Origin of the sequence: Leifsonia sp. NCR5, from assembly GCF_002105485.1 — a bacterium.
Lineage (GTDB): Bacteria > Actinomycetota > Actinomycetes > Actinomycetales > Microbacteriaceae > Leifsonia.
The window spans coordinates 156,105-170,242 of the sequence record NZ_NCSR01000003.1; the positions used below are offsets into that span (position 1 = coordinate 156,105).

Annotated in this window: 10 protein-coding genes; 3 read left to right on the forward strand and 7 right to left on the reverse strand. The window is 70.4% G+C overall.

All coding sequences use genetic code 11. From position 1 onward, the window contains the following. Positions 1 to 2: 2 nt before the first annotated feature. The gene (locus B7438_RS04255) at positions 3 to 2,060 is read left to right on the forward strand and encodes an iron ABC transporter permease (RefSeq protein WP_256921859.1); all 2,058 of its coding nucleotides are present in this window, start codon (positions 3 to 5) and stop codon (positions 2,058 to 2,060) included. A gap of 13 nt (positions 2,061 to 2,073) precedes the next feature. Here B7438_RS04255 and B7438_RS04260 read toward each other — a convergent pair whose 3' ends face one another. The 6 genes from B7438_RS04260 to B7438_RS04285 all read right to left on the reverse strand — a co-directional run bounded on the left by B7438_RS04260 (position 2,074) and on the right by B7438_RS04285 (position 8,526). Continuing rightward, positions 2,074 to 2,634, reverse strand: a complete 561-nt coding sequence (locus B7438_RS04260) for a PIN domain-containing protein (protein ID WP_179150721.1) — start codon at positions 2,632 to 2,634, stop codon at positions 2,074 to 2,076. A gap of 1 nt (position 2,635) precedes the next feature. Further along, positions 2,636 to 3,088: a helix-turn-helix domain-containing protein gene (locus tag B7438_RS04265; RefSeq protein WP_085368301.1), complete on the reverse strand. Its 453-nt coding sequence runs from the start codon at positions 3,086 to 3,088 to the stop codon at positions 2,636 to 2,638. Positions 3,089 to 3,175: 87 nt separating this feature from the next. Then, positions 3,176 to 6,112: a DEAD/DEAH box helicase gene (locus B7438_RS04270; protein WP_085368302.1), complete on the reverse strand. Its 2,937-nt coding sequence runs from the start codon at positions 6,110 to 6,112 to the stop codon at positions 3,176 to 3,178. Between the two features lie 65 nt (positions 6,113 to 6,177). Next, the gene (locus tag B7438_RS04275) at positions 6,178 to 6,495 is read right to left on the reverse strand and encodes a hypothetical protein (protein WP_085368303.1); all 318 of its coding nucleotides are present in this window, start codon (positions 6,493 to 6,495) and stop codon (positions 6,178 to 6,180) included. A gap of 81 nt (positions 6,496 to 6,576) precedes the next feature. Further along, on the reverse strand, positions 6,577 to 7,125 hold the full coding sequence (locus B7438_RS04280; protein ID WP_085368304.1) for a hypothetical protein: 549 nt from the start codon (positions 7,123 to 7,125) through the stop codon (positions 6,577 to 6,579). A gap of 207 nt (positions 7,126 to 7,332) precedes the next feature. Beyond that, entirely contained in the window at positions 7,333 to 8,526 is a 1,194-nt protein-coding gene (locus B7438_RS04285) for an alpha/beta fold hydrolase (RefSeq protein WP_256921860.1), read from the reverse strand. A gap of 142 nt (positions 8,527 to 8,668) precedes the next feature. On the opposite strand from B7438_RS04285, the gene B7438_RS04290 reads away from it, so the two are divergent. Then, entirely contained in the window at positions 8,669 to 10,192 is a 1,524-nt protein-coding gene (locus B7438_RS04290; protein WP_085368305.1) for an ATP-dependent DNA ligase, read from the forward strand. Between the two features lie 10 nt (positions 10,193 to 10,202). Here B7438_RS04290 and B7438_RS20475 read toward each other — a convergent pair whose 3' ends face one another. Beyond that, positions 10,203 to 10,376 carry a hypothetical protein gene (locus B7438_RS20475; RefSeq protein ID WP_168690547.1) on the reverse strand — a complete coding sequence of 58 codons (174 nt, stop codon included), beginning with the start codon at positions 10,374 to 10,376 and terminating at the stop codon, positions 10,203 to 10,205. Positions 10,377 to 10,533: 157 nt separating this feature from the next. Between B7438_RS20475 and B7438_RS04295 the strand changes: the two genes are divergently transcribed. Next, positions 10,534 to 14,118: a DUF11 domain-containing protein gene (locus tag B7438_RS04295; protein ID WP_085368306.1), complete on the forward strand. Its 3,585-nt coding sequence runs from the start codon at positions 10,534 to 10,536 to the stop codon at positions 14,116 to 14,118. The last annotated feature ends 20 nt before the right edge of the window (positions 14,119 to 14,138 follow it).

The window sequence follows — 14,138 nt, forward strand, 5'->3', positions numbered from 1 at the left end:
CCGTGAACGTCCGCTCCCAACGAAGCGGCCGCCTCCCCGTCCTCGCGGGCGTCGCCGTGCTGGCGATCGGCGTCCTCGCCGTGATCCACCTGGGCCAGGGCACCGCATCCATCGACCCGTCGGCGCTCTGGAGGGCGCTGACGGGTTCGGGCGCAGGCACAGTGGATGCGCAGGCCGACGCCGTGCTCCTCAGCTCGCGGCTGCCCCGGCTCGTGGTGGGCCTGGTCGTCGGCTGCGCGCTCGGCGCATCGGGTGCCGCCCTGCAGTCGGTCTCGCGCAACGTGCTCGCATCGCCGGACACGCTGGCGGTGAACGCGGGAGCGTACCTGGCGGTGGTCTCCGTCGCGGCGTTCGGCATCGCGCTGCCCGCCCTCCCCGCCGGCGGGGCGGCGTTCCTCGGCGGCCTGATCGCCGCCGGGATCGTACTCGGCCTGTCGCGCGCAGGGGCGGGACCGATCCGGCTGGTGCTCGCCGGGTCGGCGCTGACGCTGGCGTTCAGCGGGGTGAGCGGGATGCTGTTGCTCCTGCGCCAGCAGCAGACCACCGGACTGTTCGCCTGGGGCAACGGCTCGCTCGCCCAGATCGGGATGCAGGGCGTGCAGCAGCTGGCGCCGGTCGCGCTGGTCGCACTGGCCGGGCTCCTGGTGCTCGGGCGCCGGCTCGACATCCTCTCCATCGGGGACGACGGCGCTGCCGCAGTGGGCATCAATCCGCGTCTCACGCGCAGCGTCGCCGTCGTCCTGTCGGTGCTGCTCGCCGCGGTCGCCGTAACCCTCGCCGGTCCGATCGGGTTCGTGGGGCTGTGCGCTCCCGCGATCGTGCGGCTGGTCGCCACCCGCGTGCCCGGCCTGATGAAGCACTACGCGTTCATCCCGGCCTCCGCGGTGGCCGGTGTGATCGTGGTGCTCGGCTCCGACGTGCTGTTGCGCGCGGTGTTCGGGGCGCAGGCGAGCGTGGCCGTGCCGACGGGCATCGTCACCACGATCCTCGGCGCCGGTGTGCTGGTGTGGCTGGCGTACCGGTCGCGGGACGCCAGCCAGAACACCGCATCCACCGCCTTCACCCGGCTGCGCAGCCGCAGGGCGTTCATCCTGACGCTGGTGATCTCGTCGGCCGCGCTGCTGGCCGCCATCGTCGCGGCGACCCTGCTGGGGGATGCTCGGCTGCTGCTCGGCGACATCGCCAACTGGGCGACGGGTCAGGCCGGACGCGTGGTGACGTTCGTGCTCGACACCCGCCTGCCGCGCGTGGCCGCAGCACTCCTGGCAGGGGCGGCGCTCGCGGTCGCCGGCGCCGTGGTGCAGGCGGTGTCGCGGAACCCGCTGGCCGAGCCGGGCATCCTGGGCGTGGTCGGCGGGGCGGGTGTCGGCGCCGTGGCGGTGGTGACCGCGATCCCGCTGGCGAGTTTCTGGCTGATCGGCTCGGCGGCGCTGGCCGGCGCGGTCGCCGCGGCGGCCGTCGTGTTCGGCCTCGCGGCCCGGCGCGGCCTCGAACAGAACAGGCTGGTGCTGATCGGCATCGGCGTCTCGGCGGGGACAACCTCGATCGTGAGCCTGCTCATCGTGCTCACCGATCCGTACAACGCGGCGAAGGCGCTGGTCTGGCTGTCCGGCTCGACATACGGGCGCACGTTCCCGCAGGTGCTCCCGGTGCTGATCGCCCTGGTCTGCGCGCTGCCGATCCTCGCCGCGATGAGCCGCAGACTCGACCTGATCGGGCTGGATGCGGACACCCCGCGCCTGCTCGGCGTGCGCCTCGGCTCCACCCGGCTCGCCCTGCTGAGCATCGCGGTCGTGCTGACGGCCGCCTCCGTCGCCGCGGTCGGCGTGATCAGTTTCGTCGGGCTGGTCGCGCCGCACGCCGCCCGCGCCCTGGTCGGACAGCGGCACGCGCGGGTGATCCCGGTCGCCGCGATCCTCGGGGCGCTGCTGGTGTGCGTGGCCGACACGGTCGGCCGCACGCTGATCGCGCCCGCGCAGATCCCGGTGGGGCTGGTGACGGCCGTGATCGGGGCGCCGTACTTCCTGTGGCTGCTGTGGCGGTCGCGGCGGGAAGGGTGAGGGGCGGGGCCGCCTACTCTGCCACTCTCAGGAGGTCGTCAGGCCAGCCGTTGCCCGCGAAGTATGCGCACAGCCGGGTGCGGATGTCTTCGTCGGTCACATCCGTGTCGTTCAGCCATCGTTGCCGCGCCATCGCGATCAATGCGGCAACAGCAACAGGCCGGAACGAGTCGATCGCATAGGCGAGGAACACCGGCAAGGCCTGCGCATCCAGCAGTCCACTCGCGAGGACTTCGTCGCGGAGAACGACGTCATCGGTGAGGATCACATCGGCGCGTCCCCACAGGGCCGCCGCGACGACGTGCCGATCTTTTTCGTTCACCTGCAGTCGAACGTCGAGGTCGACTGCGCCCGGCCAGCTGACGGACGCCTCCGGAAACGCGGCGTCCATCGTCTCAAAAAGATGCTCGCGATCTGTCGCGCTCATCGTCTCCGGGAGATGGCGTCCCACCTCTTCGAGCACAAGTGGGCTCCAGAGAACGTCGTACAGGCCGGCGGACGCAAGAGTGAGAACGATATCGCGCCAACGCCCGGGAATCAGGATGTTGGCGTCGACGAAGACGCGGAACGGCACGCTAGAACGGGTCGCCGTCGTATCCGCCCGTGCGGGCAGTGAGCGCAGCGATCGCGTCCAGCTTCGCCTCCCGCTCTCGCTTGGCATCGTCTGCGTAGCGGGCAGCATCCACGAGCGGCACGCGGCGATGTGTTCCGCGGTATTCGACGCCGAGCTTGCCTGCGTCGATCAGCTGGATCACGAAGGTGCGTGACACACCGAGGAAGTCTGCGACCTGCGATGTCGTGAGGAGTGTGCCGACCGATCCGATCACGACGCTCTCGCCGTTGGCGAAGCGCGCGAGGACGTCACGGAACGCATCCATCACTTCGGCCGGGAGCGAGACGGACTGACCTCCGGCGACGAGGCGGGGCGCCGAGGATGGTTCCGCGAACAACGCGATCGCATCGCGCAGTTGGGAACGCACGGTCGTGTCCTCGACCGCATCCACTGCGTGCGGACTCAGTAGTGTCATCGTCTCCTCCTTGTCTTCGTCAGCCTATCGGGTGTAAACGACATAAGCAACACAAGTGACATAAGTGACACATCGGCACTTCACCGCTCACCCGTCCAGCAGCCCCCGGATGTCGTCGGCACTGAAGCTCGCATCGAACGCGCCGCCGGGGTCGTCCATCAGTGCCTCGAAGAGGCGCGCCTTGCGCTCTTTCAGCGCCATCACCTTGTCTTCGATCGTCTCGTCCGCGATCATCCGGTAGACCATCACGTTCGAGCGCTGGCCGATGCGGTGGGTGCGGTCGATCGCCTGCGACTCCGCGGCCGGGTTCCACCACGGGTCGAGAAGGAAGACGTAGTCGGCCTCCGTCAGGTTGAGGCCGAAGCCGCCCGCTTTCAGGCTGATCAGGAAGGCGGGGGCGTCGCCGTCGCGGAAGCCGTCGATCACCTCGGCGCGACGGCGCGTCGACCCGTCGAGGTAGCTGTACCCGATGCCGCGCTCGTCGAGCCGTTGCGCCACCTTCCGCAGCAGGCTGGTGAACTGGCTGAAGATCAGCGCGCGGTGCCCACCGGCCACCACGTCGTCCAGCTCCTCCAGCAGCACGTCGATCTTCGCCGACGGGATGCTCGCATACTGTTCGTCGACGATGGAGGCGTCGAGCGCCAGCATCCGCAGCAGCGTCAGCGAGCGGAACACGATGAACCGGTTGCGGTCGAGGTCGTCGACCAGGCCGAGGATCTTCTGGCGCTCGCGCTGCAGCACGAGGTCGTAGAGCTTGCGGTGGCGAGGCGCCAGCTCGACGCGCAGCACCTGCTCCTGCTTGGGCGGCAGCTCGGACGCGACCGCCTCCTTGGTGCGGCGCAGCATGAGCGGGCGCACCCGTTGCCGCAGCCGCAGCAGCAGGTCCGGCCGGTCTCCGGCGGCGAGCGGCTTGAGGTACCGGTCGGTGAACGCCGAGCGGGGAGGCAGCAGGCCGGGCGAGACCACCCGGAAGATCGACCACACGTCGAGCAGGTCGTTCTCCATCGGGGTGCCGGTGATCGCCAGCTTGAAGGGCACCCGCAGGTCTTTCGCGGCGTCGTGCGCCTTGGAGGTTCGGTTCTTGATGAGCTGCGCCTCGTCGAGCACGAGCCCCGCCCATCCGGTGGCGTGATAGCGGGCGATGTCGAGCCGGAACAGCGCGTACGAGGTGACGACCACGTCCGCCCTGTCTGCGATGTCGCTGAGCGGGCGGCGGCTCTTCGCCTGGGTGGCGGTGACGGCGCGCACGGTGAGCCCTGGCGTGAACCGGGCGGCCTCGCTCACCCAGTTGGGCACGACGGAGGTGGGCGCGACCACGAGGAAGGGTGGAGCATCCGGGCGCCTGCTGCGGGCGTGCGCGATCATGGCGAGCGTCTGCAGGGTCTTGCCGAGCCCCATGTCGTCGGCGAGGACGCCGCCGAGCCCGTGCTCCCAGAGGAACGCCAGCCAGCGGAACCCGTCGACCTGATACGGCCGCAGGGTGGCGGTGACCGCATCCGGGACAGCCAGGTCGCCGGGCGACTCCCCGTCGCGGATGGCGCGCAGCCCGTCGGCCGTTCGGCGCCACGACTCGGCCTGGTGCGCCTCGTCGGCGAGCTCCACGAACTCCGACCAGAGGCTCGCCTGATACCGGCTGATCCTGAGTGAGCCCGGCTCCCACTCGTCCAGCGACTTCGCCTCGTCGATGAGCGCCCGGAGCCTGTCGAACACGGGCTGCTGCAGCGACAGATAGGACTTGTCGACCAGCAGCAGCTTCGGTCGCCCCTGCGAGAGGGCCGTGAAGAGCGGAGTGAACGGGATGGTGCGCCCCTCCACCGTGACGAGCACGCCGAGGTCGAACCAGTCGCGCTTGTCGGTCTCCACGGTGGTCACCACGAGCTTCGGCGTATCCACCAGCTCGCGGTAGTCCGGGCGCTCGCCGACGATGTCGACGCGCACATCCCTGCGCCGTTCGAGGGCCGGAAGGGTGGTGGCGGTGAACTCGGCGGCATCCAGGCCGGACAGCTCTGCCGGATGCGGCCGCCAGCCGAGCATCTCGGTGACCGCATCCGGCACGGGATGCGCGCCGAGCGGCTCCGCGCCGGTCGCGGACACCCAGCCCCAGTCGAGTTCCAGCCTGTCGTTCGCGCCGAACGTGGCCGTGAGCACGAGCACGGGCGGCAGGACCTCGGGGAACACGACGGAGGCGTCCGTGCTGGTCACGCTGACCAGGCTCTGCAACCGCGGGTAGTACTGCCCGAGGAACTCGTCGGTCTCCTCCGCGGGCACGTCGATGGTGTCCCCGGCGGCGAGCAGGCGCCGCTGCTCGGCGGTGAGCGGGGCGGCAGCGCGCGCCAAGGTGAACCGCGGTTCCGGCTTCAGCGCCCACAGGTACACGCCGTGATCCCCGATGGCACCGACCGTCGATCCGGGATGCGCGGCGCCGTCCACCACGGCGACCGTTCGCAACCGCAGCCCGCCATCCGGAAGCTTGGTGGCGTCGACGGCCACGCGCGCGCCGTCGGTCACGAGCACGTCGGTCTCCCGCTTGCCGGTGACCAGGGCGACACCGACACGCTCCGCCTCGTCGAGCAGCGGCCAGAGCAGCGGACTGGCGAACTCGTCGACGAACAACCAGTCGGCCTCCCCCGGCACGTACACGTCGCGCCCGGCACGGTGCAGCGCGGCGAACTGCCCGAACCAGGCATGCTGCGCAGGATCGAGCGCTAGCCGGTTGAGCAGGTGCGGCAGGGCAGACCAGGTGAGCGACCCGCGCACCCAGTTGCCGGTGGCGCTGAGCATGACCGGGCGCACGCCGAGGCGGAGGAGGCGGGGGGTGGTTGTGCCGGTAGTGGCTGTCGCGGCCGCGGCCGCCGTCGCGGGGCGCGACTTGGGCGCGTCCCATCGGCCGGTGGATGCGCGGGTCCGCTCCCGCAGCTCGAACTGCAGCCCCATGCGCGTCGCGCCGGTGGCGGGTCGCGGGGCCGAGCGGGTGAGCCCGGAGACGCTCGCCTTCCACCCGGAGGAGGCGGGGGTGTCGGGCATGCCCTCAGCCTCTCACGGGCCGGTGACAGCCGAGGGCGCGCTGGCCAGGCTCGGCGCGCGCGGGCTCACGCGACGCGGGTGCGCCGCATCGCCGCCTGGATGCGGCGGTCCAGGTCGTCGAGCTCCGCGATCAGGTCGGCTGCGACCCAGACCCTGCCGCGCTTCCTGCCGGTGATCTCGCGGATGATCCCGGCACCGGCGAGACGGTCGAGCGCCTTGAACGTCTGCGATTCCCCGGAGCCGGACAGCCGCTCCGCATCCTCCGACGTCATCACCGGATGGTCGAAGAACGCCGGGATGAGGTTGAAGATGGCCGAACCTCTGCGGGTGTCCATCTCGGCATGCCACTCGTCCGGCAGCAGCGAGAGCTGCCCGATGGACACGCGCGCCTCCACTGCGGCGACCCGCGTCGCCGTCGCGATGAGCCGGATGATGTCGGTCGGAGAGTTTCCTCTGTGGACAAGTCACTTCTCATTTCGCGAGATGAGCCACGGCACCGCGATACCTTCCAGGTTCGAAACGTCAGTCGGTAGACCTTCGATGTTGAGGATCACCAGATACTCGCCGTCCGGTGTGATCCCCAGAAGTCCACTTGCATGCTTGATGCGAAACGTGGTTGCGGCGACCGCGGACGCAATGCCCGCGGCTAAGCGCGCTCGGACTGCGGCGTCCTCCATGTCGAGGCTCTCGACAATTCCGAGTTGATGCAGCACGCCATTGATCTCGTTTGCGAGGTCGTCGATGGGGAACAGCACCTTTACCTCAAAGGGCTTGTTGAACGAGATCGCCATGCGGATCTGCTTGATCAAGCCCGTGAGGTACTCGAAGGCATAGCCGCGATCGCGAGAGTCATGGGCGATGCTGTGGGACAGATCCTTCAACATCGACTCATTCGGTGCGATTTCTCTCACGAGGATGAGCAACGCTACGTAATCAGATCTGGTTAGCGTGTCATCCCCGCCGGACACCCGCGCGACAACTTCCCGGATGTGGTTCACGTCGCTTTGGCGCATGTCGGCACGTTACCGCAGCGGCCGCCAATTCCAACGCGGTCCACTCGGCGCCCACAGACCGCGATGAGGTCGCGCGTCAAGACCCCATCCCTCGATGTAGGAGGTTGCCAGGAGGTCATACGTCGAAGTAGCGCTCGCGTTACTGTGGTTTATGACCGCTAAAGCACAGTAACGGTGTCGTTACTGTGCTTTATCGCGCTGGCGACCTCACCCCGCCGCCCCGCCCCCGTTCGCATCCAGCCACTCCAGCACGCGCGGAATCGCCTTGTCCGCCACCGTCCCGTGCGTCGCGCCGGGGATCCTGTCGTACGAGACCGCGGTGCCCTCCGCCTTCTCGCGCGCGACGAACGCATCCGTGGCCGACGGGCGCACCAGCTTGTCGGAGAGACCCTGCGCGACGAACAGCGGAACCGCGATCCGGGATGCGCCCGGCGTATTCGCGGCGAGGAGGCCGGACCACGGTTCCGTCGTCTCCGGATCCGCCGAGAGGAACGCGCCGATCAGCGGCTTCGCGACCGTGTGGAGGGCTGAGTTCTGGGTGAGGAGGCAGAAGGTGTTCATGGTGGGCAGCGCATCCACTGCCGCCGGGGTCAGGATGCTCTGCAGGGGCTGGTCGTACACCGCCGCGTATGCCGCGAAGGCGTACGACGCGATGCTCACCCCGGAGACGTCGCCGATGTCTGCGCGCATGAGGCTGGCCAGATCGGTGGCCGGGGCGGCGACCGCGGCGGCGCGCACGTCGAGGTCCGGCGCGTATGAAGCGGCCAACTGCGCAGCGAAGAGCACGGCCTGGCCGCCCTGCGAATGGCCCCAGAGCACGACGCGGTCGCTCGCCTCGGGGCCGAGCACGGTCCGAGCCGCGCGGGCGGCGTCGAGCACGTTCCTTCCCTCAGTGTCGCCCACTAAGTAGGAGTCCGGGCCCGGCACGCCCATCCCGGTGTAGTCGGTGTAGACCACGGCGTAGCCGCGGTCGAGGAGGTCGGCGAGGCCCTCGACGAAGACGTACGGGTCGAAGAAGCGGGACGGCGCGCACTTCTCCGCGCTGCCCGTGGTCGGGTGGCCCCAGGAGACGATGGTTCGGCCGCCCGCCGGAGCAGGCGTATCGGGAACGACGAGGAGGCCGCTGTTCACGACCGGCTTGCCGGTGAGGTCGGTGGAGCGGAACAGGATACGCCAGGCCGCTGCACCGTCCGGCTGGCCGGGCGCCTGCTCGGTGGCGATCAGGGTGCCGGGCGCGCCGCTCGGCAGCGGGGACGGAACCGTGTAGAAGTCGCCGACATAGGGCCTCGCGCCCAGATCCTCCTCGATGCGCACGGGCTGGCTGGACGAGCATCCGGCCAGCACGGCCACCGCCGCCACCACCACGGCGACGGCCCCCAAGCGCAACACTCGCCGGCTCACACCCCGACGCTACCGTTCCCTGCCGCCTCTCCCCAAGCAATCGAGCCGGGACTTATGCACGCGACACGCCGGGCGGGAGCGTGCATAAGTCCCGGCTCGATTTTCGCGGGGTGGTGTCGGGGGTCGGTGGGAGGATGTGGGCGTGCTGGTTGATGAGCTGGTGAAGACGTCGAGTGCGGTCGCGGGAACGCGGTCGCGGCTGGCGAAAGTGGATGCGCTGGCCGCTCTGCTCGCGCAGCTCGCGCCGGAGGAGATCGCCCCGGCCGTCGGGCTGCTCGTCGGCAAGCCGCGCCAGGGCAGGGTCGGCGTCGGCTGGCGCGGGCTCTCGGCCGCGATGGGCTCCCCGGCCGCACAGCCCAGCCTCACCGTCGACGACCTGGATGCGCTGCTCGACCGGCTGGCCGCGCTGTCCGGTGCAGGGTCGGCGGGCGACCGCACCCGCGAACTGCGCGAGTTCACCGAGCGCGCGACGGCGGAAGAACAGGACTTCATCGCCAGGGCGCTGCTCGGCGAGATGCGCACGGGCGCGCTGGAGGGCGTGCTCACCGACGCCATCGCTCGGGCGGCAGACCGGCCGGGCGACGCTGTGCGGCGCGCCGCGATGCTCACCGGCGATCTCGGCGAGACCGCCAGGCTCGCCATCACCGGCACGGCGGCCGAGCTCGACGAGGTCGGGCTGGTGCCGGGGCGTCCGGTGCAGCCGATGCTCGCCGCGACGGCCGCGAGCGCGTCGGCCGCGCTGGCGACGACGGGCGAGGCGTCGGTGGAGTTCAAGCTGGACGGTGCGCGCATCCAGGTGCACCGGGTGGGCGACGACGTGCGCGTGTTCACCAGGAACCTCGCCGACATCACCCGCCGCGTGCCCGAGGTCGTCGAGGTGGTGCGCGGGATGCCGGTGCACGACGTCATCCTCGACGGTGAGACGCTGTCGCTCGACGAGGACGGAGCGCCACGGCCGTTCCAGGAAACGATGTCGCGTTTCGGGGCGGAAACGGCGAGGGAGACGGTGCTGCACCCCTGGTTCTTCGACGTCCTCCACGTCGACGGCCGCGACCTGCTCGACGAACCGCTCTCGACACGCCTGGCCGAACTGCAGCGGATCGCGGGCGAGCACCGCATCCCGGGCGAGGTGACGGACGATCCGGCTGTCGCGGAGCGCGTGGCTCAGGATGCGCTGGCCGCCGGGCAGGAAGGCGTCGTCGTGAAGGCGATCGACTCCCCGTACGCGGCGGGGCGGCGCGGGTCGTCCTGGATCAAGGTCAAGCCGGTGCACACCTACGACCTGGTGGTGCTGGCCTGCGAGTGGGGCTCGGGACGCAGACAGGGCTGGCTCTCGAACCTCCACCTCGGCGCGCTCGACCCGACCGGGGAGTTCGGCGAGCCGGGCGGGTTCGTGATGGTGGGCAAGACCTTCAAGGGCCTCACCGACGAACTTCTGCGCTGGCAGACGGAGCACTTCCAGCAGATCGAGACGCGCCGCACGGCGGGCACAGTGTGGGTGACGCCGACGACGGTGGTCGAGATCGCGATCGACGGCGTGCAGCGTTCGAGCCGCTACCCGGGCGGGATCGCTCTGCGGTTCGCGCGCGTGAAGCGGTACCGCGACGACAAGGACGCGGCGGAGGCCGACACGATCCAGACGCTGAGGGGGCTGCTGCGGGAGTAGGAGCGCGAGCCTAGAAGTCTTCGCGGCCTTCCGCATCCACATCCAGTGTCTTCTCGTCCTCCGCCCAGGCGGCGAGCGCGAGGTCGAGTTGCCGCCGCAGCCAGTCCGGTGGCAGCGGGCCCTCCGCGTCGAGGGCGGCGAGGCGGCGTGCGCGCTCGACCGATGAACCGGTGAGGTCGTCCATGATCGTTCCCTTCCGTCACCGATCATCCTCCTCGGGATGCGCGACGGGAACAGGCGGATGCCGGATGAAGGAGCCCTCTTGCCACGGGTAGGGCCGCGAGTCTATCCTCAGTTGCGAAGAGGGGATGCCATGAGAGGCGACACCAGGTAGTCCGGTCATGAGTCGGAGCACGGGGAAGCTCGACTCGCCACGCCGCTCACGCGGCGCGCTCTCACTGGTGCGTTCCGTCGCCATCGCCGGGGTCGCTCTGCTCGGGCTGGGCGTCCTGGGCACCGGTCCAGCACTGGCTGCGCCGGGCAGTCCCGGTGTGCCGCGGGCGCCCGCGACCAATGTGTTCTTCGAGAACTTCCAGAACCAGGTCGCCACGAACGGCATCCGGATCGGGCAGTACACCGGCGGGGCGGCGGCGAACACCTCCACCTACGTGGCGAGCCCGAACTGGGCGCCGGCCGGCGACCAGTGCAACGGCTGGGTGCTGCGGTCGAGCACGCCACGCAACGCCACTGTGACGGGCATCGACTCCGGATGCGACGTCACTGCCTGGGGGTACCTGCAGGGCATGGCGACCGCGATCGGCCTCTACCGGGGTGAGCCTCTCGCGACAGCACAGACCAACCAGATCCTGTCCGCGTACACGAACGGCGGGTCGAATCCCGGGCCGGGCGTCCAGGTGCAGACGGCGAAGCCGATCACCGGGACCATCGTTCCCGGGCACTTCTACCTGATCAGCGCGATCTACGGTGCGGCGAACTGCGTGTCGGAGGGCCCCACCCTGAACCGGCAGGATCCGAGCCTCAGCTTCAACCTCATCCGGAATCAGACGGGGAGCGGGCCGCCGCCGGGGACAGGCACCGGCACGGTGACCACTCTCGCGTCCGGCCTGAACCCGTGCACCGACGCCCACACGCGCGTCATCACGACCGGCGGCCGCACCTTCCACGTCGCGCAGCTGAACTCGGCGGGCTTCCGGATGCCTGCTGGTGTCACGTCGCTCGGCGTCCAGCTCTACAACGCCGCAGGCGCGTTCCGCGGCAACGACTCCGGGTTCGACGATCCGACGATCGTGGATGCGACCCCGCAGCTGGACAAGGTCTTCTCACCGTCGACACTGCCGGCCGGGCAGAGCACCACGCTGACGTTCACGATCACGAACACCGACGAGCTCTCCGCGAAGAACGGCTGGTCGTTCACGGACACGCTGCCCGCCGGGCTCCGGTTCTCCGGGGCGCCGGCGACCGACTGCCCCGCCGGGGTGGCGACCGTGACGGGCACGTCGGTCAGCGGAAGCGGGAACCTCGACGCCGGGATGGCGTCCTGCACCGTCACCGTTCCCGTCACGTCGGACACGACGGGCACCTTCACCAACGGGCCGAGCAACATCGGGCCGCTCGACGGCCTCCTCGAGCCCGGGACCAGCACGGTCGTGTTCACCGAGCCCGATCAGCCGGCCATCTCGCTCATCAAGTCCACCGACCTCACCGCCCCGACGCAGTACGTCGTCGGACGCGTCGTCACGTATTCGTTCCTCGTGACGAACACGGGCAATGTCCCGCTGACCGCCGTCTCGGTGGCGGAGACCGCCTTCAGCGGGTCTGGGACGCCGCCCGTCGCCTCGTGTCCGGCCACCACGCTCGCGGCCGGGGACTCCGTCACCTGCACGGGCACGTACACGATCACCCAGGCGGACGTGAATGCGGGGAGCGTCACGAACACGGCCGTCGCGACGGGGACGCCGCCCACCGGGCCACCGGTGACCGCCACCTCCGACGCCCTCATCTCGGGAAGCGAGGCGCCGTCGCTCGACCTCGTCAAGACCGCGAACGCGAGCGGGGTGAGCTCCCCCGCCGCGGTGGGCGACTCCGTCTCGTACACGGTCACCGTCACGAACACCGGCAACGTGACGCTGCTCGGCGTCACCGTCACCGACACGCTTCTCGGCGCCGGCCTCGCCCTGGCGTGGCCGGGCACGCCCGGCACCCTCGCGCCCGGCGAATCGGTCGTCGGCACGGGCACGCACGCGGTGACGCAGGCCGAGATCGACGTCGGCCACGTCGACAACACGGCGACGGCTGCCGGGTCGACGGCAGGGGGCACCGACGTCACCGCCGGACCGCAGAGCACGGTCACCCCTCTGCCACCCGGCCCGCACCTGACGCTGCAGAAGAGCGCATCGGCGGCCCTCTCCACGCCGGCGGCCGTCGGAGACCTGATCACCTACAGTTTCACGATCACGAACGACGGCAACCTCACCCTGCACGCCGTCTCGTTCACCGACCGCCTGCCTGGCCTGTCGGTGCCGACATACACCTGGCCCGGTCCAGCCGGTGAGCTCGCCCCCGGCGGCGTCGCCACCGCGACGGCGACATACCCGATCACGCAGGCGGACATCGACGCCGGACAGGTGCTCAACTCCGCCATCGCCACAGGCACGACACCGGCGGGAGCGGAGACGCCGTCCGATCCGGCCGACACCGTGACGCCCATCCCGAACGTGTCGCAACTCGGCCTGACGAAGTCGGCTGACGCATCCGGTATTCAGAACCCGACGCAACCGGGCGACCCCATCGTCTACACGTTCGTGGTGACCAACACGGGCAACACGACGCTCACAGGCGTCACGATCGCCGACCAGCTCGCGGGCCTCGGACCTTTCACCTTCACCTGGCCTGGCGCTGACGGCGAACTCGCCCCCGGGCAGCAGGCCACCGCCATCGCGACGTATGCGGTGACCAGTGCCGACATCGCCGCCGGGCAGGTCGTGAACAGCGCCGTCGCATCCGGGACGGCACCGGACAGCAGCACAGTCGACTCGCCACCGGCGGGCACGACCACCCCGCTCGGCGCCGTCGCCGCCCTCTCGCTCGTGAAATCGGTGGCGCCGAACGGTCCGGCCGAATTCGTGGTCGGCCAGGTCGTCACGTACACGTTCGTGGTGACAAACACCGGCAACGTTCCGGTTGGCGCTGTCACCATTACGGAGACCGCCTTCTCGGGGAGCGGCACTCTGCCGCCCGCGGTCTGCCCGCCGACGGTGCTCGCCCCGGGGAGCCAGCTCGTCTGCACCACGACGTACACGCTCACCCAGGCAGACATCGACGCGGGCGAGGTGACCAACACGGCGACGGCCTCGGGATCCGCGCCGGACGCGAGCACGGTGACCTCCAACGAGTCCGGCACGATCATCCCGGCCGACCCGGCGCCCGCCCTCACGCTCGTCAAGGCAGCGGACCTGACGGAGGTGACGGACGCCGGCCAGACCGTGAACTACACGTACACACTGACCAACGCCGGCAACGTCACCCTCACCGCCTTCACGGTGACCGAGACGATCTTCACCGGGGTCGGAACGCCTCCCGCGCCGACCTGCCCGGCCGACCCCGCCAGCCTGGCACCGGGGCAGAGCGTCGTCTGCACGGCGACGTACGAGGTGGATGCGGCAGACCTCACCGGACAGCCGATCGTCAACACCGCGACGGCCACCGCCGACCCGCCGGGCGGACAGAGCGTGACCACGCCGCCGTCGAGTGCGTCGGTGGATACGGTGGTCCCCACGACGCCGACGCCGACTCCGACGCCGACGCCGCCTGGCCCGGGGCCCGGGCCGTCGGGTGGAGGGTCGAGCCCGCTGGCGGGGACAGGGTCCGTCCTGCCGATCGCGGGGATCGTGATCGGGGCGCTGCTGGTGGCGGCCGGTGCGGTGCTGCTGGCGGTGCGGTGGCGGCGGAGGGCCGCGCGGCGGTAGCGGTGGTGGGCCTCGGCGGT

Bases quoted from the DNA above. Each gene is read 5' to 3' on its own strand.
- B7438_RS04270 (WP_085368302.1), bottom strand. From the start codon at position 6,112: ATGCCCGACACCCCCGCCTCCTCCGGGTGGAAGGCGAGCGTCTCCGGG.
- B7438_RS04295 (WP_085368306.1), top strand. From the start codon at position 10,534: ATGAGTCGGAGCACGGGGAAGCTCGACTCGCCACGCCGCTCACGCGGC.
- B7438_RS20475 (WP_168690547.1), bottom strand. From the start codon at position 10,376: ATGGACGACCTCACCGGTTCATCGGTCGAGCGCGCACGCCGCCTCGCC.
- B7438_RS04280 (WP_085368304.1), bottom strand. From the start codon at position 7,125: ATGCGCCAAAGCGACGTGAACCACATCCGGGAAGTTGTCGCGCGGGTG.
- B7438_RS04265 (WP_085368301.1), bottom strand. From the start codon at position 3,088: ATGACACTACTGAGTCCGCACGCAGTGGATGCGGTCGAGGACACGACC.